Origin of the sequence: Mesorhizobium sp. LSHC420B00, assembly GCF_000503055.1 — a bacterium.
GTDB lineage: Bacteria > Pseudomonadota > Alphaproteobacteria > Rhizobiales > Rhizobiaceae > Mesorhizobium.
In genome coordinates this window covers 70,599-94,053 of record NZ_AYVY01000015.1, presented here as the reverse complement: position 1 = coordinate 94,053, position 23,455 = coordinate 70,599, and the positions used below count along the sequence as shown (strand labels likewise).

Annotated in this window: 19 protein-coding genes and 1 pseudogene; 6 read left to right on the top strand and 14 right to left on the bottom strand. The window is 62.9% G+C overall.

What is annotated here, in order from left to right; translation table 11 throughout:
• The 5 genes from X760_RS60100 to X760_RS60080 all read right to left on the bottom strand — a co-directional run bounded on the left by X760_RS60100 (position 1) and on the right by X760_RS60080 (position 5,405).
• Positions 1-1,065, bottom strand: coding sequence for an ABC transporter permease (locus X760_RS60100; protein ID WP_023720264.1), 1,065 nt, complete (start codon positions 1,063-1,065; stop codon positions 1-3).
• Complete coding sequence (locus tag X760_RS60095; protein ID WP_023720263.1) at positions 1,062-2,606, bottom strand: sugar ABC transporter ATP-binding protein; 1,545 nt, start codon at positions 2,604-2,606, stop codon at positions 1,062-1,064. Before X760_RS60095 ends, X760_RS60100 begins: the two co-directional genes overlap by 4 nt.
• Entirely contained in the window at positions 2,603-3,256 is a 654-nt protein-coding gene (locus X760_RS60090) for a DUF2291 family protein (RefSeq protein ID WP_023720262.1), read from the bottom strand. Before X760_RS60090 ends, X760_RS60095 begins: the two co-directional genes overlap by 4 nt.
• Before the next feature lie 113 nt (positions 3,257-3,369).
• Positions 3,370-4,311 carry a D-ribose ABC transporter substrate-binding protein gene (locus tag X760_RS60085; protein WP_023675475.1) on the bottom strand — a complete coding sequence of 314 codons (942 nt, stop codon included), beginning with the start codon at positions 4,309-4,311 and terminating at the stop codon, positions 3,370-3,372.
• A gap of 266 nt (positions 4,312-4,577) precedes the next feature.
• The gene (locus X760_RS60080; protein WP_023720261.1) at positions 4,578-5,405 is read right to left on the bottom strand and encodes a phosphogluconate dehydrogenase C-terminal domain-containing protein; all 828 of its coding nucleotides are present in this window, start codon (positions 5,403-5,405) and stop codon (positions 4,578-4,580) included.
• Positions 5,406-5,768: 363 nt separating this feature from the next.
• Here X760_RS60080 and X760_RS60075 point away from each other — a divergent pair, with 363 nt between their 5' ends.
• From X760_RS60075 to X760_RS60065, 3 genes are all read left to right on the top strand, one after another.
• On the top strand, positions 5,769-6,443 hold the full coding sequence (locus X760_RS60075; protein WP_023720260.1) for a DUF2161 family putative PD-(D/E)XK-type phosphodiesterase: 675 nt from the start codon (positions 5,769-5,771) through the stop codon (positions 6,441-6,443).
• A gap of 145 nt (positions 6,444-6,588) precedes the next feature.
• Complete coding sequence (locus X760_RS60070; protein WP_023720258.1) at positions 6,589-7,014, top strand: hypothetical protein; 426 nt, start codon at positions 6,589-6,591, stop codon at positions 7,012-7,014.
• Between the two features lie 66 nt (positions 7,015-7,080).
• Positions 7,081-8,271: an NADH-quinone oxidoreductase subunit D gene (locus X760_RS60065; RefSeq protein WP_023720257.1), complete on the top strand. Its 1,191-nt coding sequence runs from the start codon at positions 7,081-7,083 to the stop codon at positions 8,269-8,271.
• Between the two features lie 351 nt (positions 8,272-8,622).
• Here X760_RS60065 and X760_RS78020 read toward each other — a convergent pair whose 3' ends face one another.
• Complete coding sequence (locus X760_RS78020) at positions 8,623-9,054, bottom strand: hypothetical protein (protein WP_023720256.1); 432 nt, start codon at positions 9,052-9,054, stop codon at positions 8,623-8,625.
• Positions 9,055-9,502: 448 nt separating this feature from the next.
• On the opposite strand from X760_RS78020, the gene X760_RS60060 reads away from it, so the two are divergent.
• Together X760_RS60060 and X760_RS60055 are read left to right on the top strand one after the other, a co-directional pair.
• Positions 9,503-10,384 (top strand): HlyD family secretion protein, encoded by an 882-nt coding sequence (locus X760_RS60060; RefSeq protein ID WP_023720255.1) that lies wholly within the window; start codon positions 9,503-9,505, stop codon positions 10,382-10,384.
• The gene (locus tag X760_RS60055; RefSeq protein WP_023720254.1) at positions 10,381-11,994 is read left to right on the top strand and encodes a DHA2 family efflux MFS transporter permease subunit; all 1,614 of its coding nucleotides are present in this window, start codon (positions 10,381-10,383) and stop codon (positions 11,992-11,994) included. The genes X760_RS60060 and X760_RS60055 overlap by 4 nt, the downstream gene beginning before the upstream one ends.
• Positions 11,995-12,313: 319 nt before the next feature.
• Here X760_RS60055 and X760_RS60050 read toward each other — a convergent pair whose 3' ends face one another.
• On the bottom strand, positions 12,314-13,066 hold the full coding sequence (locus X760_RS60050; protein WP_023720253.1) for a metallophosphoesterase: 753 nt from the start codon (positions 13,064-13,066) through the stop codon (positions 12,314-12,316).
• Positions 13,059-13,871: a hypothetical protein gene (locus X760_RS60045; protein WP_023720252.1), complete on the bottom strand. Its 813-nt coding sequence runs from the start codon at positions 13,869-13,871 to the stop codon at positions 13,059-13,061. Before X760_RS60045 ends, X760_RS60050 begins: the two co-directional genes overlap by 8 nt.
• A gap of 709 nt (positions 13,872-14,580) precedes the next feature.
• On the opposite strand from X760_RS60045, the pseudogene X760_RS60040 reads away from it, so the two are divergent.
• Positions 14,581-15,445, top strand: a pseudogene (locus X760_RS60040) (hypothetical protein).
• 59 nt (positions 15,446-15,504) lie between these two features.
• Here the strand turns inward: X760_RS60040 and X760_RS60035 are convergent.
• From X760_RS60035 to X760_RS60010, 6 genes are all read right to left on the bottom strand, one after another.
• The gene (locus X760_RS60035) at positions 15,505-17,016 is read right to left on the bottom strand and encodes an aldehyde dehydrogenase family protein (RefSeq protein ID WP_023720251.1); all 1,512 of its coding nucleotides are present in this window, start codon (positions 17,014-17,016) and stop codon (positions 15,505-15,507) included.
• A gap of 183 nt (positions 17,017-17,199) precedes the next feature.
• Positions 17,200-18,462, bottom strand: coding sequence for an RNA polymerase sigma factor (locus X760_RS60030; protein WP_023720250.1), 1,263 nt, complete (start codon positions 18,460-18,462; stop codon positions 17,200-17,202).
• Positions 18,459-18,833: a YciI family protein gene (locus X760_RS60025; protein ID WP_023720249.1), complete on the bottom strand. Its 375-nt coding sequence runs from the start codon at positions 18,831-18,833 to the stop codon at positions 18,459-18,461. Before X760_RS60025 ends, X760_RS60030 begins: the two co-directional genes overlap by 4 nt.
• A gap of 86 nt (positions 18,834-18,919) precedes the next feature.
• Positions 18,920-20,038, bottom strand: coding sequence for a DNA topoisomerase IB (locus tag X760_RS60020; protein WP_023720248.1), 1,119 nt, complete (start codon positions 20,036-20,038; stop codon positions 18,920-18,922).
• Positions 20,039-20,147: 109 nt separating this feature from the next.
• Positions 20,148-21,032 carry a transglutaminase family protein gene (locus X760_RS60015; protein ID WP_023720247.1) on the bottom strand — a complete coding sequence of 295 codons (885 nt, stop codon included), beginning with the start codon at positions 21,030-21,032 and terminating at the stop codon, positions 20,148-20,150.
• A gap of 7 nt (positions 21,033-21,039) precedes the next feature.
• A complete protein-coding gene (locus X760_RS60010) occupies positions 21,040-23,451 on the bottom strand; it encodes a circularly permuted type 2 ATP-grasp protein (RefSeq protein ID WP_023720246.1) in 2,412 nt (803 codons plus the stop codon).
• Between the last annotated feature and the right edge of the window lie 4 nt (positions 23,452-23,455).

Sequence of the window (23,455 nt, the reverse complement as noted above, 5' to 3'; positions counted from 1 at the left end):
TCAGCCAGCCTTTGCCATCTGCATCAGCGTCACCCGGCTCTGCAGCCGGCGCTGTGCCTGGTCGACGACGACGGCGACGATGATGACGAGGCCCTTGATCACCATCTGCCAGAACGAGCTCACCCCCATCATCACCAGCCCGTCCGAAAGAATGCCGATGACGAAGGCGCCGACAATGGTGCCGCCAATGGTGCCGCGTCCGCCCGACATCGAGGTGCCGCCGAGCACTGCCGCGGCAATGGCGTTGAGTTCGAAGCTCTCTCCGGTCGCCGGATGCGAGGCCATCAGTTCGGACGAGATGATCAGCCCGACGATCGCCGCGCAGAAGCCGGAGAACATGTAGACGAACATCTTCACCATGTTGACGCGGACGCCCGAAATCCGCGCCGCCCGCTCGTTGCCGCCAACGGCGAAAATGTGGCGGCCGAGCGGGGTGTACTTGGCGAGATAGGCGGCCCCTAATGCAACAACGAGCAAAATCCACAGCGCGACGGGCAGGCCGAGCAACCGGCCGGCGCCGAGAAAGCCGAATCCGGTGGTGCCAAGCTCCGGCTTGCCGACGAGATTGGGGAAGGTGCGCCCGTCGGACGACAGCAGCGCCAGGCCGCGCGCGACATAGAGCACGCCGAGCGTGGCGATGAACGGCGCAACGTTAAGCCTGGTGATCAGCAAGCCGTTGACGGCGCCGATCAATATGCCGACGGCAAGCGTGATCAGCGCGATCTCGAAGACGTTGAAATAGATGGTATAGCCGACCTGCAGGTCGATGCCGTTGAGCACGAGATAGCCGGCCACCATGCCGCACAGGCCGACGATCGAGCCGACCGACAGGTCGATGCCGCCGGTGATGATGACAAAGGTCATGCCCATTGCGAGGAATGCGTTCAGCGCCACGTGCTTCGACATCAGGATAAGATTGGCGGCCGAGAGGAAATTGGGGGCAGCTATCGAGAAGAACAACAGCACGGCGATCAGCGCGATGAACGTCCTCGCCTTCATCAGCGTCAGCAGGACCGAGCCGCTCGAAAGGGAGGTGACCGCCGCCTTGGCTGGAATGTCAGTCATGCGCCTTGCTCTCCGTGCGGGACCGGTCCGTGGCCGAGCGCCGAGGCAGCGACGATCGCGGCCTCTGTCGCCTCGGCGCGGTCGAACATACCAGTCAATTTTCCATTGCTCATCACCGCGATGCGGTCTGACAACGCCATCACCTCATCGAGATCCGAGGTGGCAAACAGGATCCCCAGGCCGTCGCGCGACAGCTTGCGCATGGTGCGGAACACGTCGGCCTTGGCGCCGACGTCGATGCCGCGGCTGGGCTCGTCCATCAGCAGCACCTTCGGTCCGGTGAGCAGCGCCTTGCCGATCACCACCTTCTGCTGGTTGCCGCCCGACAGCGACGAGACTTCCTGCGCCGGATCGGCGACCTTGATCGCCAATTCGCGCACGGTCTGGGCCACCGCCTGTCGTTCGGCGGCACCACGAATGTGGAACAGGCGCACGAAACGCGACAGGCTGGCCAGCGTCAGATTGCTGGCGACGGAGAGGGTCGACACCAGCCCTTCGCGCTGGCGGTCTTCGGGGATCAGCGCCAGGCCGCGGCGGATGCGTCGCGTCGTGTCCCGCTCGTGCACTTTTTTGCCGGCAATGAATATCGTTCCGGTCGAATGGCCGTGACGGCCCATGATGCAGTCGAACAGCTCGCTGCGTCCGGCTCCCATCAGGCCGTAGATGCCGAGGATTTCACCGGCGCGCAGCGACAGCGAGACGTGGTCGACCGCGAGCCCGCCGGTGACACGCGGCAGGCAAATGTCCTCGGCACGGAATATCTCTTCGCCCGGAACATGGCCGTCGGCCTTGGCGAAGTCCTTGGCGTCGGAGCCGATCATCTGCCGCACGATCCACTGGGTATCGACGTCTTTCATCTCCGCCTGGCCGGTGATGCGCCCATCGCGCAGCACGGTGATGGTGTCGCCGATGCGGATCAGTTCCTCGAGCCGATGCGAGATGTAGACGATTGCCACGCCGCGCGCCTTGAGGTCGGCAATCACCTTGAACAGGATCTCGACTTCCGCCGCGCTGAGCGCCGAGGTTGGTTCGTCCATAATCAGGATGCGCGCATCGAGCGAAACCGCCTTGGCGATCTCGACCAGTTGTTGCTGGCCGATGCGCAGATCCTCGACCAGCATGTCGGGCCGGATGCCGGCTTCCAGGCGTTCAAGGAACTCCGCCGCGCGGCGCTCCTGCTCTTTGCGGTCGATCTTGCGGAAGCGGTTGGTGATCTCGCGGGTGGCGAAAATATTTTCGGCGACAGTCAGATTGCCGAACAGGTTCAGCTCCTGGAACACCATGCCGATGCCGCGATTCACCGCATCCCCGGATGACGAGAAGGAAACCTCCTCGCCGTCCAGCAGAATGCGCCCGAGTGTCGGCTGCTCGACGCCCGCGATGATCTTCATCAGCGTCGATTTGCCGGCTCCGTTTTCGCCGACCAGCACGTTGACCGCGCCCTTGCGCACCTCGAAATTCGCGCGCTTGACCGCGACGGTGCCGGAATAGACCTTCGAGACATCCTCCAGCTTCAGGATGACATCTTGATCGCCGCTCATGGCTTCGGCCCGATCTCTGCCTCCGCCGGCGTCACCAGCGGCAGGTCCTGGCCACTGCCCGGCGTATAGGCGCCGAGGATCTTGACGCTGCGGCCCTCGAGTGCCTCGCGCGGCAGCTTGGAAAGTACGGTCTTGTCGGCATAGGCGTTGAACGACTTGCCGAACTGGGCGAAGTCGATCTGATTGGTGAAATCGTTGAACTGGATGAAGTCGAGGCTGTCGCGCAGGGCGGTCCCACGCATGGCGGGGCCGATCTGCACCCGCGCATCGGCCTTGCCGTCGCCGTCGGCATCGACATCCATCGTCGCCGCACGTGACTGTGTGTTGGCTGCAACGACCTTGCCCTCGAGCCGAACGGCGAAGGTCCACGGCGAATTCGCCTGCTTTTTCGGGTTGCCGTATTTGGCGCCGGCAGCGGCGGGATCGGCCTTGGCCAAGGCATGCACCTCGGGAAACGGCCCGGCCTTCTGCTGCAGATAGGGTATCACTTTCGCCGCCCAGATGTCCTCGACCATCTTGTCGGGATTGAACGCGGAGCCAGTGCCGCCGTTTTCCGCCGACGGCGTCGGCAAGATCTTGCAGGCGGTCAGGCTGACTATTGCTGCGAGGAACAACGCGACAAAGATCGGCCGGGTCAGCGTGTTGAACATGTCGGCTCGTTCGGCATGGCGGTGAGGAGCACCCAGAGAAATGGAAGCAAGGGCGAAATGGAAGCAAGGGACGAACCGGAGGCTCGTCCCTTGCTGCCTGATGTTACGCCGGCTCAGTTGGTGAGCGCGAACGTCTCGAGCTTGGCGGCATTGTCGCCATTGACCAGGACGCAGTCCATCAGCTGCTTTTCTTCGGCGGGAGACTTCTTGTTCTTGATGAAGTCGTTGGCCTGCTCGACCGCCATCTGCGCCTGCGCGAAGGCCGGCTGCAGGACTGTCGCCTTGATGCCGCCGGAGGTGATCGAGTCGCGCACGTCGTTCGACCCGTCGAAGCCGACGACTATGACGTCCTTGCGGCCGGCAGCGGCGAGTGCCGCATAGGCGCCCATCGCCATCGTGTCGTTGCCGGAGATCACGCCCTTGATATCGGGATTGGCCTGGAGGATCGACTCCATCTTTGAATAGGCCTCGGTCTGGCTCCAATTGGCCGACTGCTGCGCCACCATCTTCAAGTCTGGATAGTCGTCGATGACGTCGTGGTAACCCTTGGAGCGGATGCCGGCATTGGTGTCGGATTCCTTGCCGACGAGCTCGACGAAATTACCCTTCTCGCCCATCAGCTTGACGAATTCCTGCGCGCCGAGCTGGGCGCCCTGATAGTTGTTGGAGACGATCTGCGCGACGGCAACGCCGGTGGCATTGATCTCGCGATCGATCAAGAATGAGGGAACACCTGCGTCCTTGGCCTTCTGCACGGCGGCAACGGTGGCGTCGGCGCCGGCATTATCGAGGATGATTGCCTTGGCGCCGCGGCCGATCGCCGTGTCGATAAGTTCGGACTGCTTGTTGGCGTCGTCGTCATGGACGAGCACCAGCGCCTCGTAGCCGAGTTCCTTGGCCTTGGCCTCTGCGCCGACAGCTTCCGCCTTGAAGAACGGATTGTCATGCGAGGGCGTGATGATGGCGATCAGATCCGCCGCATAGGCGGGTGCGGCCGTGCCAAGCGCCAGCATGCCGGCGAAAGCCGCAAGCGTCATTCTGCGTGTCAGTTTCATGTATTCCTCCCGTTGAAAACCCGTGCCTTGATCCCAAGGCTATATGCATTCAATTCGTTAGCCAGCGCGGATCGCGGATCGCGTCAGGTTCACAAGCCCTTTGCCGGCTTCACCTCGATCGATCGTCTCCCCGCTATCCTCCACTCGTCCCAGGCCCTGAGCTTGCTGCGAAGCTTGACGGTCCGAGCCATCGAACAGCTAAGCTAACTGGTATGATGAGTCAATGACAATTTCAGGTGATATGTTCCGGAAGACGCGTCGCGCCCTCAGGTGATGCGCTGAATGCTCGCGGCAATCTCCTCCGGCTCGAACACCCGCTTCCAGTCATCGCGCATCAGCACCGGCTTGCCGAACTCTATCGCCTTGTTGCAGGCGTCGGAGAACACGCCTTTGGTCTCGCCGAAGATGACGGCGCCAAGCACGTTCATATGGCCAAGCAGGAAGTCGAGCGCCGCCTGCTTGTCGACCCCGCGCGCCACCACCTCGTCGACGGCCTCCTTCATGACGACGAGCAGCGAAGCGCATACCGTTTCCGAAAGGCCGGGCTCGAGCAGCGCCATTTGATCGACAGTGACTCGATGCGAGCGCATGACCGGGGCCCAGATGATCTTGGCGATCGCCTCACCCTTGGCGAAATCTTCCTCCGGCCCCTGCATCAAGGCGCTGACCATGTGCTGCTTGGCCTTGACGCCGCCGAAATAGTCCTTCTTGGCCGCCATGTCGGTCTCGTCGTTGAAGATCGGCGGATGGCACGGGTGGGTGACGAAATAGGTCAGGTCAGGTCGCTGCGGCAAATGCCCGGCGAAAGGTGCCGCGGCGTCGAGCACGACGACCATCGTGCCTGATGGAAGCTTGCTCTCGATGCTCGCCGCGACCTTGCCGATATGCGTGTCCGGCACCGCCAGGATCACCACATCAGCGCCATCAAGCGCCTCATCGGCGCTGACGGCATCGATGCCGAGGCCCGATTTAAGCCGCTCGCGGCCGGCGTCGCCGACCTCGACATGGCGTACCGTATAGGGAGACCCGCGAAAATTGGTCGACAGGCGGTAACCCATTTTGCCGCCAGCACCAAACAGCGCAATCGTTGTCATTGTCCGTTACTCCTGATTTCCAACGACGGCCCTGCCGATCGTCATCCCATTGACTTGTATGCACATTGCCGCCGGCTGGCGGATTAGAAAAGGCGGGGAGCCGCCGCTCAAATGACGATGCCCTGGACGATGTCTCGGGCGCTCGGATGTCCAGCACAGCGCAGCTATGCGGGGCATGCTACCTCAGGTACATATTATACCAGCATACCAAATTGGCAAGCGGCCGTGGCACGGCTCTGCGCCACCGGCGAGCCGCAGCAATCGCTTGGGTTTGGCCGTCGTTTACCTCCTGTTCAATGGCAATGAGCGATCATCGCGCTGAACTGCCAATCGGGCGGGATGATTCGCAGCGAACAAAGGCCCATGCTCGAGACTTCACTCTACAGCCCGGTCAAGACCTTCCTCGAAGGCCTGGGATTCATGGTCAAGGGCGAGATCGGCGGCTGCGATCTGCTGGCGCTGAGTGCCGACTCTCCACCGATCGTCGTCATCTGCGAGCTAAAGCTGAAGTTCAATCTCGAGTTGGTCCTTCAGGGCGTCGACCGTATGGCGGTGAGCGACGAGGTCTGGCTCGCAGCATGCATGTCGGGCCGTGGCAAAGGCCGTGAGAGCGATGTGAGATATCGCAATCTCTGCCGTCGCCTCGGCTTTGGCCTGCTTGGCGTGCGGACGAACGGCGAGGTTCAGGTGCTGCTCAGCCCGACGGCATTGGCTCCGCGTAGGGATTCCCGGCGCCGCTCGAAACTAATCGACGAACATCGGCGTCGGCAGGGCGATCCTGTCGCCGGCGGCGGCTCGCGTGCGCCGATCATGACCGCCTATCGCCAGCAGGCCCTGGCATGCGCCGCAGCACTCGCGGACGGCCCAAAGCGGCCGCGTGACTTGAAGCCCAACCTGCCGAACGCGCCCAAAATCCTGCTGCACAACGTGTATCGCTGGTTCGCGCGCACCGATCGCGGGATCTACGAACTGACCACTCAGGGCCGTGAAGCACTGCAGCGCTGGCCGCAGCCCCATCGCAGCCACACCGCTGCCTGAGACAGGCAACGCCGGATTTCGCGCTCGCTTCCGCGACAATCACGGCTTCGGCAAGACTGCAACCTCCGTGACGGAACCATATTTCGACACGAGGGTTGTGTCGTCACCGAATTGATCGTCCCTGAGCAAAACGGAAGGAAAGGCCATGCGGCTATCGACGACAATTGCCACACTCTCGGCACTGGCTCTTGCCTCGCCGGTCTATGCGCAATCCGTGGGACCAGAGCTTGCCCCTGTCCCGCCGACGGCCCCGCAAACCCTGCCAGAGCAAGCCACGCCCGAAGGGGCCACTCCCGACCAGGCTACACCTGACCAAGCCTTCTCCGCCCAGAATTTCACCGCAGTGACAATCGTGGCGATGGAGGATCTGCCTCCTGACATCAAGGCACAGGCGGAGGCCGTCGTCACCCAGACCAGCGCCGAGGATTTGCGTATCCTGCAAAGTTCGATCGACGCATCGCCGCAGGCGGCATCGGCACTGGCGGCGAACGGGCTTAATTCCACGCAAGTCGTGGCCGCCAATATCGACGGCGACGGCACGCTGACGCTGATCATCCAGACGACGACGTGAGCGGCTGAAGGCGGACAAGCCGGCTCCGGCACGGAACCGAAACCCGCCTGATCGCGGAGGACTGTCATGGCCGAGGCTGCAGTTCGCAACTTCACCATCAATTTCGGGCCACAACATCCCTCCGCTCACGGCGTCCTGCGGCTGGTGCTCGAACTCGACGGCGAGATCGTGGAACGCGCCGATCCCCACATCGGCCTGCTGCATCGCGGCACCGAAAAGCTCATCGAGTACAAGAACTACCTGCAGGCCCTGCCCTATTTCGACCGGCTCGACTACGTCGCGCCGATGAACCAGGAGCACGCATTCTGTCTCGCCGCCGAGAAGCTCCTTGAAATATCGGTTCCGAAGCGTGGGCAACTCATTCGCGTGCTTTTCTGCGAAATAGGCCGGCTCCTGTCGCACCTCCTCAACGTCACCACGCAAGCCATGGACATCGGCGCGCTGACGCCGCCGCTCTGGGGTTTCGCCGAGCGCGAGAAGCTGATGGTCTTTTACGAGCGCGCGTCCGGCGCCCGCATGCACGCAAATTATTTCAGGGTCGGCGGCGTGCATCAGGATCTGCCGCCGGAGCTCCTCGACGACATCTGGAATTTCTGCGATCCGTTCCTCAAGGTCTGCGACAATCTCGAAGGGCTGTTGACCGAGAACCGCATTTTCAAGCAGCGCAATGTCGATGTCGGCGTGATCGGCCTTGACGATGCCTGGGCCTGGGCCTTCTCCGGCGTGATGGTGCGCGGATCGGGCGCCTCCTGGGATCTGCGCAAGGCGCAGCCATACGAATGCTATCCGGAGATGGATTTCGATATCCCGGTCGGCAAGCATGGCGACTGCTACGACCGCTATCTCGTACGCATGGAGGAAATGCGCCAGTCGGTCCGGATCATGCGGCAATGTCTGGAAAAGTTGCGCTCACCCGAAGGCCAGGGGCCGGTCGCGATCCCGAACCGCAAGATCACGCCGCCGCCGCGTGCCACGATGAAGCGCTCGATGGAAGCGACGATCCACCACTTCAAACTTTATACAGAAGGCATTCGCGTGCCGCGCGGTGAAGTCTATGCCGCCGTCGAGGCGCCGAAGGGCGAGTTCGGCGTCTACCTCGTATCGGACGGAGGCAACATTCCCTACCGATGCAAGATCCGCGCACCTTCCTTCGCCCACCTGCAGGCGATGGATTTCCTGTCCCGAGGCCATATGATCGCCGATGTTGCCGCGATCATCGGCTCGCTCGACATCGTATTTGGAGAGATCGACCGCTAAAGTGGGTCGAAGGGTATTTGGAGAGATCGACCGCTAGAGCGGATCGAAGGGTGTTTGGAGAGATCGGCCGCTCACCAGGTCGAAGGATCTTCCACGATCGCGGGATTGTTGTCCCTAGCCAGATCGCACATGCCTGGACGGCGCTCGAACGCCCGTCGGACGAAGGCCCTCAATTGCGGCGGGCCAACTCAAATTCTCGCATCAAAGACGGACGCATGGCCGCGACAAGGCGCAGCCAAGCGTCAAGGAGTTTCACAATCTGCGCGGCCTGACGGGCACGAGTCCTTCCAAGTTCGGAAGCGCTCCCCGCAGCGCGGAAAGAACGCGTGTTCCGCCGTTCCTCGTATCGCGTCAATGCACGATCAAGCCCTTCATCCAGGCAACAAATCTGTTGCCGCGAACTATCCCGCGCACCCTGGCAGCGGCCCATCGCGCTTGCATCGTGGCGCCAACGTGGCAATGGCAAACGATTTGGTGCAACTGCCGGTCGCTCAGTTCGAAGAAGCGCTTTGCCTCACCATAGGTATCGTCGTTCAAGCCCATGGCACGCAGAACCGGATCCTCAAAAGCGACAGTGAGCGGCGTCCCAGCGCCACGCGATCTGTCGCGCGCTTCCCTGTTCATATATTCGGTGCCTGGAAGCGCCCCAAGGCATCGCGTCGGGTTTTGCTCGAGAAGTTCTGCCCAACGTTCAATCCGCTGGTTTCGGCTCATCGCCGGATACGCCGCGAAGGACTCAACTTCCGCGACGGCATGCAGTTGGTCGAGTGTTTGATGTTTCATGGTCGGCTCCTGTCGACAGGTGAATTCGCCCACGCCTATATGAGCAATTATCGCGCCGTGGAGCGCTGACAAGGCCGGATCACCGCAACATGAGGCGTACGGATCACCTGCCCGGTGAAGCGGCGCTCGGTTCCAACGCGCCGGCGCCGCTCAGTGGGTTCGACGTCGCCCCGGTAACCGAACCCATTCCGGGCAGGAACTTTTGCGGAAGCTCGCGGTTTGGCTTTGCGTCCGCCCCGGCTGCTGCAATATCAGTCTTGAAAGCCATTCCGTTGGACACGAAGCCTCAAAGCGTCGAACAAGACGTCGAGCCTGTAAATGAAACTCGGGAGCAACCGGCCCGGGTTCGAGAATCTCGTGAGCGATAGATCGGAAGAGCACACGTCTGAACTCCNTGAACGCTCGCCAGTACGAATCGACCGACGACGCCTTCATCGACGCCCGCACGGTGACGATCGGCGCCCAAATCGCCGGCTGCATTACCGAGCTGGCGGTTAGCGACAATCAGCACGTGCAGGCAGGTGATGTCCTCCTGCGCATCGACGACAGCGACTATCAGGCAAATCTGAAGCAGGCCGATGCCGGCGTCGCCGCGGCCGAAGCCGAAATCGTCAATGTCACCGCTCAGATCGAGGCTCAAAACGCAAAGGTGAACGCTGCCCAGAGGCAGGTTGCACAGGCCAAGGCAGCGCTGGATTTCGCCAAGGCAGAGGATCAACGCAATCGCGAACTCCTGGCCAAGGGCACGGCAACGCAGCAGCAGGCGCAGCAAGCGGCATCGACGCTGCGTCAGGATCAGGCCGCGCTGGACAGTGCCGAGGCCAATGTCGCCTCAGCAAAAAGCCAGGTTTCGGTCTTGCAGGCACAAACCAGGAGCGCCGAGGCGCAGCTCGAACAGGCCAAAGCCAGCCAGGAGCAAGCACGCACGACGCTGTCGCGCACGACCATCACAGCACCCGCAGCCGGGCGGGCAACGAGCATTTCGGCCGCTGACGGCACCTACGCCCAACCCGGCCAGGTATTGATGATGTTCGTTCCCGACGAGGTCTGGGTGAGGGCCAATTTCAAGGAGACGCAGCTCGACCTGATGCGGCAGGGACAACCGGTCGACATCGATATCGACGCGTACCCGAACAAGTCCTTCCATGGCCGCGTCGACAGCATCCAGGCCGGCAGCGGCACCGCCTTCAGCCTCCTGCCGGCTGAAAATGCCACCGGCAACTACGTCAAGGTGGTGCAGCGCGTGCCGGTCAAGATCGTCTTCGACAAGCCGCCCGATGTGCTTCTCGGCCCAGGGCTGTCGGTGGTGCCGACGGTCAAGGTGCAATGAGCGGCGAAGCAGCCAGAAATCAGGGCGAAAGCCGATCCGCCGCCGGGACACACAATCCCTGGCTCATCGCCATTGTCGTTTCCATCGCCACTTTCATGCTGGTGCTGGACACCTCGATCGCCAATGTCGCCCTGCGCAACATCGCCGGCAGCCTGGCGGCCGGAATGGACGAAAGCACCTGGGTCATTACCACCTATCTTGTGGCCAACTCGGTGATCATCCCGGTCAGCGGCTGGCTGGCAAGCGTCATCGGCCGCAAGCGCTACTACATGCTTTGCGTGGCGACCTTCACCGTCGCGTCGCTGCTGTGCGGACTGGCGCCCAACCTGGAACTGCTCATCCTGTTCAGGATCCTTCAGGGCCTCGGCGGCGGCGGCATGGCGCCAAGCGAGCAATCGATCCTTGCCGATACCTTTCCGCCGGAAAAGCGCTCGCAAGCCTTCGCGCTTTACGGAATTGCCGTCATCGTCGCACCAACGGTCGGGCCGACGATCGGCGGCTGGCTGACGGACCATTTCTCCTGGCACTGGATCTTCTTCATCAACGTGCCGTTCGGCATCCTGTCGCTGGCACTGGTGCAATGGCTGTTGGTCGAACCGGACGTACTCGAACGCGAACGCAAGGAACGGCTGAAAGGCGGCCTGAAGATCGACGGGGTCGGGTTCGTCCTGGTGGCCACCGCACTGGGGTGCCTCGAGATCTTCCTCGACCGAGGCCAGCGCTACGATTGGTTCGCCTCGAATTTCATTACGACTTTCGCAGTGATTTCCGCGATCGCGTTCCTGCTGCTTATCCCATGGGAAATCAGTCGCAGCGATCCGGTCGTCGACATGCGCCTATTGTTCACGCGCCAGTTCGGCACGGCCTTCCTGGTTATGATGGCGGTCGGTGCTATCCTGTTCAGCACCACCCAGATCGTGCCGCAGCTGCAGCAGACGACATTTGCCTACACCGCGACGCTGTCGGGCCTTTCGATGATGCCGGGCGGCATCGCCATGCTGATCTTGATGCCGGTGTCCGGATTTGTAGGCAGCATCGTGCAGCCCAAATACCTGATCATGGTGGGCATGTCGGTGGTCGCAGTCGCGCTTTGGCACATGACCTCGCTTACCCCGGACGCCAGCTTCCGCTTCTTTGCCTTTGCCCGTGTCTTCCTGATGGTCGGGCTGCCGTTCCTGTTCATTCCCATCTCGACCGCGGCCTATGTCGGCCTGCCCCCGCAACAGACCAACCAGGCATCGGCGCTGATCAACGTTGCACGCAATATCGGCGGCAGCATCGGCGTCTCGCTGTCCAACACCGTCATTGCGCAAAGCTCCCAGATCCATCAATCGAATCTGGTTGGCCACACCGTGCAATCGTCGCCCGCCTATCAGCAGGTGCTTCGGCAGGCGACCGAGCATTTCGTCGCCCAGGGTTCGCCGCTGGTCCAGGCGAAGCAGCAGGCGATCGGCTGGCTCGGCCAGTTGATCGCCCGCCAGGCCACGCTGCTCGCCTACGTCGATGTCTTCCGCTATTGCGCGGTGGCAACCGCCCTGCTCGTTCCGCTTGCCCTGCTGCTGCGGTCAGGCAAGTCGGGCAGCAGACACGAGAATCCGGAGATGGGCTGACCCGCAGGCGCGACGGTGTGGTTCCAAAAACGAGGAAGCCGGGAACCAGCTGACCCATTGCGTTGTTCTGCGCCAAGAGGAGATGATCACGATGGCCACTATTCCCACACCCGAGCCAACACCGACCCCGGTACCACCGCCTCCCATCCCCGATCCCAAGCCCGTGCGTGAGCCGGACCCCGACAGGCTCCCCGACGAGGACCCCATTCCCAATCCGGATGAAAACGATATTCCGCCGAAGCGGATGTCTTTCAGCCGGCAGTTGCCGTGATCGTTCTGCAGCCTGTCTGGCGATTGCTTGCGCCAGCGGCGCCGCCTGTCAGATTTCGAGCATGGCGTAGGGGCGGCCGGTCGGCTTGGCGACATGCATGGCAACGTTATAGACCGACGCTCCGCCCGGCGTACGGCCCTCATAGACGCCACGATGCGCATGGCCATGCACCACTGCGCTGACCTGGAACCGGTCTATTGTCTCGGCCAGGCGTGACGAACCGAGAAACGGGAAAATCTCCAGCGGCTCGCCTTCGACCGTCTCGACGACAGGCGCGTAGTGCAGAACGACAAGCGTGCGTTTGGCGCGGACCTGCCGCATCGCGTTTTCAAGCCGCATCGCTTCGTTCACGCTTTCCGCCACCATCGACTTGATCGCCGGTTCGCCAAAGGAGCCGAGCATGCGCGATCCAAAACCGCCAACGAAACCCTTGACCCCAACGAACCCGACCTCGTGAATCTCCGTCGCCTCGCCGTCGAGGAGATGAACGCCCGCCTGACGCAAAATGTCGGTGACCTGCTCGACGGCGCCTGACTCATAGTCGTGGTTGCCAAGTACGGCGACGACCGGGATCGTGCAGGCACGCAGTTCCTCGGCAAGGATTTCGGCCTCCCGAGGCTTGCCGAGATTGGTAAGGTCGCCGGTCAGCACGAGAACCTGGGCTTCGCGCGACATCTCGCCGAAAAGATCGCGGTACGACGCCTGGTCCTCCTTGCCGACATGCAGATCGCCGATGGCGGCGACCTTGAGTGTGCCGCCGTTTTCGGCCTTTGCCGAAGCAGATTCGAGCTCGTCAGCCATCGCTATATTCTCCTTCACCGCCGACGTCGGCAAAGCCCCATTGCTTGACGTCGATCTCATAGTCGGTTCGTGAAAGCATGCGCCCGCGGCAGATCCGCATCCGGGAAGGCGGCAATTCGCGCTGCTTGGCCAGCCGGTCGAGCAACTCGTCGAGCAGCCACGCGGGCACACGGTCTCGCTCCGTCGGATAGATCCATCTGAAGTTCAAGAGATGCATCAGCAAGACTTCCCAATGAACTTCCATGTAGGAAAGCAGCCTTTGCCAGTCGATCTGGTCGTGCGCCTTGAGGATGGTGTGCGCGACGTCGGCGCCATCATGCCGGCCGCGGTCCTGGATGAAGCATTTGGACCAGATAAGCTCGGTTGGGCCGATGATCCGCACGTGGCTGCCCAGCAATTCGGCCTGGCGAGCATGCTCCAGCCACTGGTCGTCGACAGGCATTGTGCCGTTCATCGAGGTGAAGATGACGTCGAAAAAATGCGTGCCCCTGAACACCTTGCCGAGCCACCGGTCGTCCTCGACCACGACCGCATAGCCGATCTGCTTGAAATGGGCGAGGATGCGCGGGCAGTCGCCGGCCTTGCAGAAAATGTCGAGATCCTTGGTCGGGCGGATGATCCCGGTATAGGCGCTTACGGCATAGGTGCCGGCGACGAGAAAGGGGATGCCCGTCGCGACAAGCTCGCGGATCGCTTCGATATAAAAGACCTCCGCTTCGGCATTGCGAGGCGTCGGGGCGGCTTTTGGATCGACCGACGGAACGGATGCCGGGATGGCGCTTTCCGGTGGGGGATTGATGATCATAGCAAATGGCTCCTGGCCCGGCAGACCAGCAGCCGCCTGTATCTAATAGCCAAGCATGCCCGATGGTTCCCGCCGCTGCGTGCCACCGCCGCTCTCGCCTGCTGCATCAGGCGAACACGCCGCGGTGGCGGGCCTTCAAAGCGGTCATGGCTCTCGGCCGCGGCGGCAGCCATAAAGAGACATGTGAGCGGTTATTTTTGGCGTCAAGATCGCAGCGCGCTTCGGCCTCAAGCGCGTCGAGGCGTAGTGGGCCCGCTATCATTCTCGGGTCCGGAAAGGATTGGTTTCAACATGGTTCCCGAGCTGTCGGAGGCGCTGCGCACCCGGCGTAACAGCCACTTGAGCGCCCGTAGCCAAACCGACTCTGTTTTCCGGAACGCTGCAGGCGGCGTGGCGAAAAGGCCATTCTCCATTTTGTAGTTCCTCACTGTCTCAGTCCAATCAGCGTTCTTCAACGAGCAAAACTTGTGTTGGTTCCGTGTCGCCATCGGCGGGAGCACGTGCTGGACAGGCGAAGCCATCATTGGTGGGTTCAAGCAGGCTAGCCTTCTGCCGCGAGATCAGGGGCCTCGGCGATCAAGTCGCGGAATTCAGCCACTAGCCGGCAGGATTCAGCTCTTATCCTGATCCGCCGGCGCTGGACACGACCCGCGAAGGCTGAAATTGTGATCGGTATTTCCAGTTGCAAACTTGGTTGGGCTCGGCGGGGATGGCGCTGGTTTCTGAAGACATTGCCCGCCATCCGGCACTGCGTCGCCACGTCCAGGCTCAGTCGCGGACGCTTCTCCAAACCTATGAAGCGAACCCGCGGCTGGCCTCCGTATTCGCCGCGCAACAGCGTTGGCTGATGGCCCCATATCGGCCTTGGCTTGTATTTCAATCGAGAGCCGGACGATCATCGCAAGGGACTTACGTCTGCACGGTTCATGGACGACATCTGCCGGCATTCGGTGGCCAGCCGCAACACCGCCGACGCCTTCCTGAAGGAGATGCTGCATTACGGTTTCATTCGGCATCTGCCGATCAAATACGGGCGCATCCGCCCCTTTGAGCCGACCGCGGGCACTCTGGAGACGGTTGCCGGCTGGGTCATGGCGCATCTGAAAACGCTGGACAGCCTGGACAATGGATTTCGACTGGCTGCATTCGTCGCACAACCGGACCTGCTCGCCAAACTGCAGCCGCTGGTGGCCGACGGCCTGCTTTCGTCGCATGCCGTGCGGGAGCCGAGACAGACCTTTTCCTTGTTCACCTGGCTCGACAATGGCGGCATCGTCATGGATTGGCTGATGTCTGGCGTCGATCCCGATCATGCCGACCTGGACCGAATTCCGACCGGTGTCGTCTCAATCGGAGATTTCGCGAACTGGCTCAAGCTTTCCCGGACCCACCTGTCACGCAAATTGCGCGATGCCGAGGAACTCGGCAGCATTGGCTGGTTGGGCCAGCGGGGTCACTCGGTCATGTGGGTTTCGAGCGAGTTCTATCAGGAATACATGACTGCCCAGGCGGTCAAGCTCGCCATCATCGATGCAGCCTTCGACAATTGTGTTGTAACTTCCGAAGCCAGCTGAACGGCGAGCCAAACGCCGTCGTGGCGGCTTTGGCGCCGCCACCACGACGGTCTGGCATTTCAATCGATGTCGAACGACACGCCCTGCGCAAGCGGCAGCGCCTTGGAGTAGTTCACCGTATTGGTAGCGCGGCGCATATAGGCCTTCCAGGCATCCGAGCCCGACTCGCGGCCGCCGCCGGTTTCCTTCTCGCCACCGAAGGCGCCGCCGATCTCGGCCCCCGAAGTGCCGATATTGACGTTGGCAATGCCGCAGTCCGAACCGTCGACGCCGAGGAAACGCTCGGATTCCTGCAGGTCGCGGGTGAAGATGGACGAGGAAAGCCCCGCGCCGACCGCATTGTGCTCATAGAGCACGGCGTCGAAATCCGAATATTTCATCACATAGAGGATCGGCGCGAAGGTCTCCTCCGTCACCGGCGAAACTTGGCGCGGCATTTCGACCAGCGCCGGACGCACATAGTAGGCCTCCGCATGGCCGTTCTCGACCCGCATTCCGCCGGTTATCTTACCGCCATGCGAAGCCGCGTCCTCCAACGCCTTCTGCATGTTCTCGTAGGCAGCCTTGTCGATCAGCGGGCCGACGAGAGCGCTTGTCTCCAGCGGATTGCCGACCGAGACGCTTTCATAGGCCTTCTTCAGGCGCGGAACGAGGTGATCATAGACGCTTTCATGCACGAACAGGCGCCTGAGCGTCGTGCAGCGCTGGCCGGCCGTGCCCATGGCGCCGAAGGCGATGGCGCGCAGCGCCATGTCGAGATCGGCCGTCGGGCAGACGATGCCGGCGTTGTTGCCGCCGAGCTCAAGCACGGCACGGGCAAAGCGCTTGGCCAGCCGTGGGCCGACATCCCTGCCCATGCGCGTCGAACCGGTGGCGGAGACCAACGGCACCTTCGGATGGTCGACCAGGATCTCGCCGACGGCGCGATCGCCGATCAGCACGGGCGCCAGCCCTTCCGGCGCATCGCCGAAACGGTTTGCCGCGCGCTTGAAGATCGCTTCGCAGGCGAGCGCCGTCAGCGGTGTCTTCTCGGACGGCTTCCACACCACCGCGTCGCCGCAGACCAGCGCCAGCGCTGCATTCCACGACCAGACCGCCACCGGGAAATTGAAGGCCGAAATGACGCCGACGACGCCGAGCGGATGCCAGGTCTCCATCATGCGGTGGCCGGGGCGCTCGGTGGCGATGGTCAGGCCGTACAATTGCCGGGAGAGACCGACGGCGAAATCGCAGATGTCGATCATCTCCTGCACTTCGCCAAGACCCTCGGATGGAATCTTGCCGACTTCGATCGAGACCAACCGGCCAAGCTCGGCCTTGTGTGTGCGCAATTCCTCGCCGAGCAGCCGCACCAGTTCGCCGCGCTTGGGAGCTGGTACCTGCCGCCACGCCAGGAAAGCTTTATGGGCATTGTCGATGGTCGTTGCCGCGTCGGCCGGCGAGATGGTTTTCAGCGCGGCGATCTGCTCGCCGGTCACCGGGCTACGCACGATGAGATCGCCGCCTGTAAGCGCGCCCTCGGCAACACCCAGTTTCGCCAGAAGCCCGGCCGTTTCCTTCGCAATCGTCATTTTCATCCCTTTCAGATCCCGCCGCTCATATGGCGTCGGTCAAAGCCTTGTGCCACGCCGTCTCTGTGCTGGTCGGCACATCAGGCACTGTCATGGCGTGGCATTACTCGTTTCAGGGAAAAATCGCCACCCCGGCATGGTCTAAGCAAAGGTCAGACCGTTGAACCAGGCGGAGGCGTCGGATCAATGCGCCCTTTGCTTGGCGCCTTCTTTCATCAGCCGGTCGATATGCATGCGGATATGCGCCGCCTCGGCTGCCGTGTTGGCAAGCGCGATGGCGCGGTCGAAAGCGACACGCGCCTCCTCGCCGCGGCCAAGCTGCATCAGCAGGCCGCCCTTGAGGCCGAAGAAGTGGAAATAACCGGAAAGCCTTTGCTCCAGCGGCTCGATCATGGCGAGTGCGGCTTCCGGTCCACGCACCTTGGAGACGGCGACGGCGCGGTTGAGCGTCACCACCGGCGACGGCTGCATCTGCTCGAGCAGCCCGTAGAGCAGGTCGATCTCGTTCCAGTCCGTATCCTCGGGCTTTTCCGCCCGTGCATGCAGCGCGGCGATCGCCGCTTGCACCTGGTAGGGACCGGGCTTGCGATGGCGCAACGCCTTATCGACCAGCGCCAGGCCTTCATCGATCATCTTGCGGCTCCACAGGCTGCGGTCCTGGTCTTCGAGCAGCACGATCTCGCCGTTCTCGTCGAAGCGGGCCGGCGCGCGTGCATGCTGCAGCAGCAACAGCGCCGTTAGCCCCATGATCTCCGGCTCGGTCTGGAATAGCCTGAGCAGCAGCCGGGCCAGCCGGATCGCCTCCTCGCAAAGCGGCGCACGCGCCGACGCCTCGCCGCTGTTGCTGGAATAGCCTTCGTTGAAGATCAGGTAGACCATGGCGGCGACGGCGGCGAGCCGTTCGGAGCGCTCGACCGCTCCTGGCGTCTCGAACGGCACCCCGGCGTCGGCGATGCGCGCCTTGGCACGAGTGATACGCTGCTCCATGGCGCTTTCACCGACGAGGAAGGCGCGGGCGATCTGCTTGACCGTCAGGCCGGAGACGATGCGCAACGCCACCGCGATCTGCTGGGTGGCCGGCAGGTCGGGATGGCAGCAGATGAACAGCAGCCGCAAAATATCGTCGCGGTAATGCGCACCGTCCAGCCGCTCGGCGATGTCGCTCTCGGCATCGTCGAGATCGGAGATCTGGTCCTCCTCCGGCAGCGGCGCCTGCTTGGCGCGCTTGCGCACCGCATCGATGCCGCTGTTGCGGCCGACGAAGATCAGCCAGGCTGCCGGATCGCGCGGCGGGCCATTTTTCGGCCAGTTGTTCAGGGCCCTCAGGCAGGCGTCCTGGAATGCTTCCTCCGCCGCGTCGAGGTCGCGGAAGTAGCGCAGCAATGCTCCCATCGCCTGCGGGCGAGCGGTGCTGATTGCCGTGCTGATCCAGGCAAGTTCGGTCATGCGGAAACCTTGGCGGGATTGAAGAGCGAGACCGGCCGGATCTCGTAGGAGCCGCCGCTCGGGTTGACCTCGGAAAGCTCGCGCGCGAAGTCGACGGCCTCGTCGAGGTCGGCGCATTCGAGCGTGTAGAAGCCGAGGAACTGTTCCTTGGTTTCGGCAAACGGGCCGTCGATGACGATCGATTCGCCCTTGACCTTTCGCAGCGTTGTCGCCGCCGTCGTCGGCAAAAGCCGCGCCACGGGGCCAAGCCGCCCGGCGTTGGCATATTTCTCTTGTACGCCGATAAGTTTTTCCATGACGGCATCGTCCTGCTCCTTGCTCCAGGAGCAGACGACGTCTTCAGAGGCATAGCAGAGGATCGCGTAGAGCATGGGTCGTCCTTTTCTCTGTCAAAGGACGAAACACTAGGACCGATCCCGACATGGCGTCGACAAAAAAATACGCCCCCGGTCCTGCGTCATTCCCTCGCCTTCAGCCATCTCAAGACCAGGGCCTCCTCGTCGTCGAGCCCGGCGATCGAGCGCTTGCCTCTGTTGGCGTCCGCCATTTCGCCAAGCAGCCCTCCTTCGGACCAGGCGCGGAAGACTTCCGGATGGATGTAGCAGCGGCGGCAGACGGCGCGCGTATTGCCGAGCCGCTCGGCAACCTTGTCGATGACGCCGTTCATCGCCCGCTTTTGTTGTGCCTGGCCTTCCGGGCGTTCGGTTTGCGCAAACAGCGACGCCGCGTGGATGGTTCCGCCCCACGTTCTGAAATGCTTGGAGCTGAACTCGACGCCGGCATTCTCCCTGATATAGCGGTTGACGTCGTCGGAGCGCACCGGATGCCTGTTTCCTTCCTCGTCGAGATACTGGAACAGTTTCTGGCCCGGCAGGTCCTGCGCTCCACGCACGATCTTGGCGATCCGGCGATCGACAAGCTTCAATCTCCATTCCTTGCCGGATTTGCCGATGAAGGCAAAACGCAGGCTCGAGCCCTTGATGTCGACATGGCGGTCGCGCAGCGTGGTCAGCCCAAAACTCTTGTTATCGCGGGCGTAGGCGGCGTTGCCGACGCGGATCATCGTGTTGTCGAGCAGCCAGACGATGGCCGCAACGACGCGTTCCAGCGGCAGGCCGTGACGGCGCAGATCGGCATCGATCTGCCGTCGCAATTCGGGCAGGCTTTCGGCGAAGGCGATGAGGCTCGAGTATTTGACCCCGTCACGCTCCTCCGCCCAGTGCTGATGATAGCGGTATTGCTTGCGCCCGCGCTGGTCCCGACCGGTTGCCTGAATGTGACCGTCGGCATCCGCCGAGATCCACACATCCGTCCAGGCCGGTGGAATGGCGAGCGCCTTGATGCGTGCCAGCGCGTCCTGGTCGACGGCACGTCCGTCGGGCCCTTTGTACGAGAACCCGTTGCCTGAACGCAGCCGGCGAATACCGGGTTCGGTGTCGGCGACATAGTTGAGCGAGGCCCGAACGGCCGAGGCGTGCGCGCCGTTCTCCAGCGCTCCGTTCCGCGGCACCCCGTTCTTTGGTGCAGCTTTCCTAACAGCCGATCGGCCAGACGACGACCCGGATTTGTCCAGCATGTCCTCTCCACGGAATTTCCGTAGATAAGCCGCCTGCTGGCTGCGGGTTCCACCGCCTTTTGATTGCCAGGACAGATTAACGACGACGCCGTGCAACGAGGAGGTGCCGTCACGCCTTTTCGAGCACGACCGGTATGACGTCGACTGCCTGCTCGCCAACCTGCCCGCCCGTGGTTTTCAGCACGCCGACGATCGGCGCCACATCGGAGTAGTCGCGGCCATAGCCGACCGTGATATGATCGTTGCTTGCGCGCATACCGTTGGTCGGATCGAATTCCTGCCAGCCGGCATCGCGCCCGCACCACACCTTGACCCAGGCATGCATGGCGTCGGCGCCTTCGAGCCGCGGCTTCCCACGCGGCGGGATGGTGCGTAGGAATCCGCTGACATAGCCTGCAGGAATGCCGAGGCCACGCAGGCCGGCGATCATGATATGGGAAAAATCCTGGCAGACGCCGCGCTTCAGGCCGAAGGCGTCGCTGGCCCGCGTCTGCACCGTGGTCGCCTCGCCGTCATAGGTGAAATCGCGGTGAATGCGGTTGCACAGAGCCATGGCCGTGCCGACCGTCGAACTGCTGGCACTGCCTTTCGCATAGGCAGTGATTGCCGGGTCGATGCCGGCATGATCGCTGGCGGCCAGAAAGTGATGCGGCGAAGCCGGCGCCAGCGAGTGCACCGCGCCGAGTTCTTCCCTCAGCCGGCGTAGGTCGGGCGATACGTCGAGCCCGGGCTCCGGCCGCGACACTGAAACACGCGCGCTCATCCTGATGTCGAGCGCATCATGTGCGTCACGAAAGGCGATCGAGGTGACACTGTTGCCGAAAAAGTCGGAAAAGTCGGAGCGTTCGCTGGGCGCCGGCACAAAAGACAGTGAAGCGGCGATGACGCGCTGTACGCCAGGGATGGTCGGCGGCAGCACACGCACCTGATGGCGGCCGCCGCCCGCCGCCGCATCATAGTCGTAACGCAGGTGAAGTCTGATGTCGTAGAGCATGCCGTCTCTATCCGAAATAGGCTTTGGAGAGGCTGTTGTAGAGGCCGCCGATTTCATTGGCGAGATCGCTGAGGGCCTTGGCCGTCATGTCCGAGGGCTCCCTGATGGCGATCGACGTGTTGAGCTGCAGGATTTCCTTGGCCGCCGGCGACATATGGCCTTCACCGCCGACAGAGGGCAGCAGCGCGATTTCGGCCTTCAGCCGTTCGAGCTGGAACAGGATTGAGCGCGGGTTGAGCGGATCGAGCGCCAGAAGGTCGACCACGGTACGCCGTCCCGCCTGCACCGGATATTGCCGGCGGTGGGTCATGACGCTGTCGCCGATCTCCAGCATCATGTCGAGCGCGCCTTCCGGCGCCTCGGCCCTGGTCAGTCGGGCGAGCGTGCGGGCGATCTGGATGCCGCGTTCGAGCCTGCGGCCGATTTCCAGGAAACGCCAGCCGGCAAAGCGGTACATGTTCTCGTGCAGCAGGCCGGAAAACCCGGCCAGCTTGCGCAGGATGACCGTCATTGCCCTTGTCGCGTCGTCGCCCGGCGCCACTGTCACGGCAAATTGATGGATCGTCTTCGACAGGTCCTTCAATGCCAGCCAGCCATCGGGCGAGAAGCGGTCGCGGATCTGCCCGGCGCTGTACACGGCGCTGTCCAGCGTGCCGATGAGCCCCAACGGGATTGCCGTCTCGACGTCGATACCGAACGGCGCGAGATAGTCCCTGATGTCGGCGAGCAGCGGCATCTCGGGATCGGATGTCTCGGCCAGCCGCACGTGGTAGGCGCGCAGGATGCGCACCGTGTCTTCCGATCGCTCGATATAGCGGCCGAGCCATGTCAGGTTTTCCGCCGCGCGGCTGGGCAGGCTGCCCGGCAAGGTTCGGGTGAAGCTGTCATGCTCCTGCGGCAGCAGCGTCTCACGCTCCACCGGCCTGTCGCTGACCACCCAAACATCCGCCGCCTGGCCGCCGCGCTGCATGGCGATGGCCGTCGGGTCGAGCGAGAAGCCGACACGGGCAAAACCGCCCGGCATCACGGTCCAGCCTTCCGGCGTCCGCGCCAGATAGACGCGCAGGCTTGCCGGCCGCGGCTCCAGCCAGCCGCTGACATAGACAGGAGTGGTCGACAGCGTCACCGCTTCCTGGCCGACAAAGTCGCCGCCGTCTTGTTCGATCCGGGCGACGAGCTCGGCCCGTTCCTCGGCCGACAGCGCTGACCCGAGCTTGGTCGAGCCGTCGTCCTCGAAGGCAAGCCGCGTCGACAGTGCCGGGCCGATCACCATGCTATCGATATTGGCGAGCACATGTTCGCGCTCCGTATCCTGCCCGCACCACCATGTCGCGACGGTCGGCAGCAGCAGTTCCTCATTGCGCAGGGCGCGCGAAATCTTCGGCAGGAAGGCGAGCAGAGCGCGCGTCTCCATCAGGCCGGAACCCAGTGCATTGACGGCCGAAACCGCCCCTTGCCGGACCGCTTCGACCAGCCCCGGCGTGCCGATCTGCGAGTCCGACCGCAACTCGAGCGGATCGGCAAAGGCAGCGTCGAGCCGTCGCCACAAGACGCTGACCGGCATCAGCCCCGAAACTGTGCGCACCATCAGCCTGCCGCCGGAGACAGTCAGGTCCTCGCCCTCGAGCAGCATGATGCCGAGATAGCGGGCGATATAGGCATGTTCATAATAGGTCTCGTTCAGCGGTCCCGGCGTCAGGATGGCGACACGGCCGCCGGCTTGCTTGGCCATGCCGATCAGCGCATCGCGAAAACGGCGGAAGAAACCGGCCAAGCGGTGCACATGCATCTCGCCGTAAATGTCGGACAGTGCCCTTGTGGTGGCGACGCGGTTTTCCAGCGCAAAGCCGGCGCCCGATGGCGCCTGGGTGCGGTCGCCAAGCACCCACCAGCGGCCGTCCGGGCCACGACCGAGCTCGAAGGCGCAGAAATGCAGGAAATGGCCGCTGGCAGGCCTGGTGCCGACGACCGGCCGCAAATATTCCGAGCTGGCCGCGATCAATCCAGCCGGCAGAATGCCTTTCTCGACCAGCCGGTTCGGCCCGTAAATGTCGGCGATGGTCTCCTCGAACAGATCGGCGCGCTGGACCAGGCCGGCGCTGATGTCAGCCCATTCCTCCTCCTCGATCAGCAGCGGCACATGCGCCAGCGGCCATTCCCGCTCATTGGCGCCGGCCTTGTCGTAGACGCGGTAGTAGACGCCGGCATCGCGCAGGTACTGGTCGGCGCGGGCAAAACGCTGGGCAAGCTTTTCCGGCCCCAGGTCCTCCAGTGCCTCGATGAAGTGCCGCCAGGCCGGCCGCGGATTGCCCGACGCATCGACCATCTCGTCGACGACGCCGTCGATCGGTTGATAGTGCTCCAGCAGACTGTGGGTCTGCGGCTTGCTGCGCAGCTTTTTGTGATTCCCCTTCGCCATGGCT

Coding starts and splice junctions, on each gene's coding strand:
- X760_RS60100 (WP_023720264.1), bottom strand. CDS start 1,065: ATGACTGACATTCCAGCCAAGGCGGCGGTCACCTCCCTTTCGAGCGGC.
- X760_RS60095 (WP_023720263.1), bottom strand. CDS start 2,606: ATGAGCGGCGATCAAGATGTCATCCTGAAGCTGGAGGATGTCTCGAAG.
- X760_RS60090 (WP_023720262.1), bottom strand. CDS start 3,256: ATGTTCAACACGCTGACCCGGCCGATCTTTGTCGCGTTGTTCCTCGCA.
- X760_RS60085 (WP_023675475.1), bottom strand. CDS start 4,311: ATGAAACTGACACGCAGAATGACGCTTGCGGCTTTCGCCGGCATGCTG.
- X760_RS60080 (WP_023720261.1), bottom strand. CDS start 5,405: ATGACAACGATTGCGCTGTTTGGTGCTGGCGGCAAAATGGGTTACCGC.
- X760_RS60075 (WP_023720260.1), top strand. CDS start 5,769: ATGCTCGAGACTTCACTCTACAGCCCGGTCAAGACCTTCCTCGAAGGC.
- X760_RS60070 (WP_023720258.1), top strand. CDS start 6,589: ATGCGGCTATCGACGACAATTGCCACACTCTCGGCACTGGCTCTTGCC.
- X760_RS60065 (WP_023720257.1), top strand. CDS start 7,081: ATGGCCGAGGCTGCAGTTCGCAACTTCACCATCAATTTCGGGCCACAA.
- X760_RS78020 (WP_023720256.1), bottom strand. CDS start 9,054: ATGAAACATCAAACACTCGACCAACTGCATGCCGTCGCGGAAGTTGAG.
- X760_RS60055 (WP_023720254.1), top strand. CDS start 10,381: ATGAGCGGCGAAGCAGCCAGAAATCAGGGCGAAAGCCGATCCGCCGCC.
- X760_RS60050 (WP_023720253.1), bottom strand. CDS start 13,066: ATGGCTGACGAGCTCGAATCTGCTTCGGCAAAGGCCGAAAACGGCGGC.
- X760_RS60045 (WP_023720252.1), bottom strand. CDS start 13,871: ATGATCATCAATCCCCCACCGGAAAGCGCCATCCCGGCATCCGTTCCG.
- X760_RS60035 (WP_023720251.1), bottom strand. CDS start 17,016: ATGACGATTGCGAAGGAAACGGCCGGGCTTCTGGCGAAACTGGGTGTT.
- X760_RS60030 (WP_023720250.1), bottom strand. CDS start 18,462: ATGACCGAACTTGCCTGGATCAGCACGGCAATCAGCACCGCTCGCCCG.
- X760_RS60025 (WP_023720249.1), bottom strand. CDS start 18,833: ATGCTCTACGCGATCCTCTGCTATGCCTCTGAAGACGTCGTCTGCTCC.
- X760_RS60020 (WP_023720248.1), bottom strand. CDS start 20,038: ATGCTGGACAAATCCGGGTCGTCGTCTGGCCGATCGGCTGTTAGGAAA.
- X760_RS60015 (WP_023720247.1), bottom strand. CDS start 21,032: ATGCTCTACGACATCAGACTTCACCTGCGTTACGACTATGATGCGGCG.
- X760_RS60010 (WP_023720246.1), bottom strand. CDS start 23,451: ATGGCGAAGGGGAATCACAAAAAGCTGCGCAGCAAGCCGCAGACCCAC.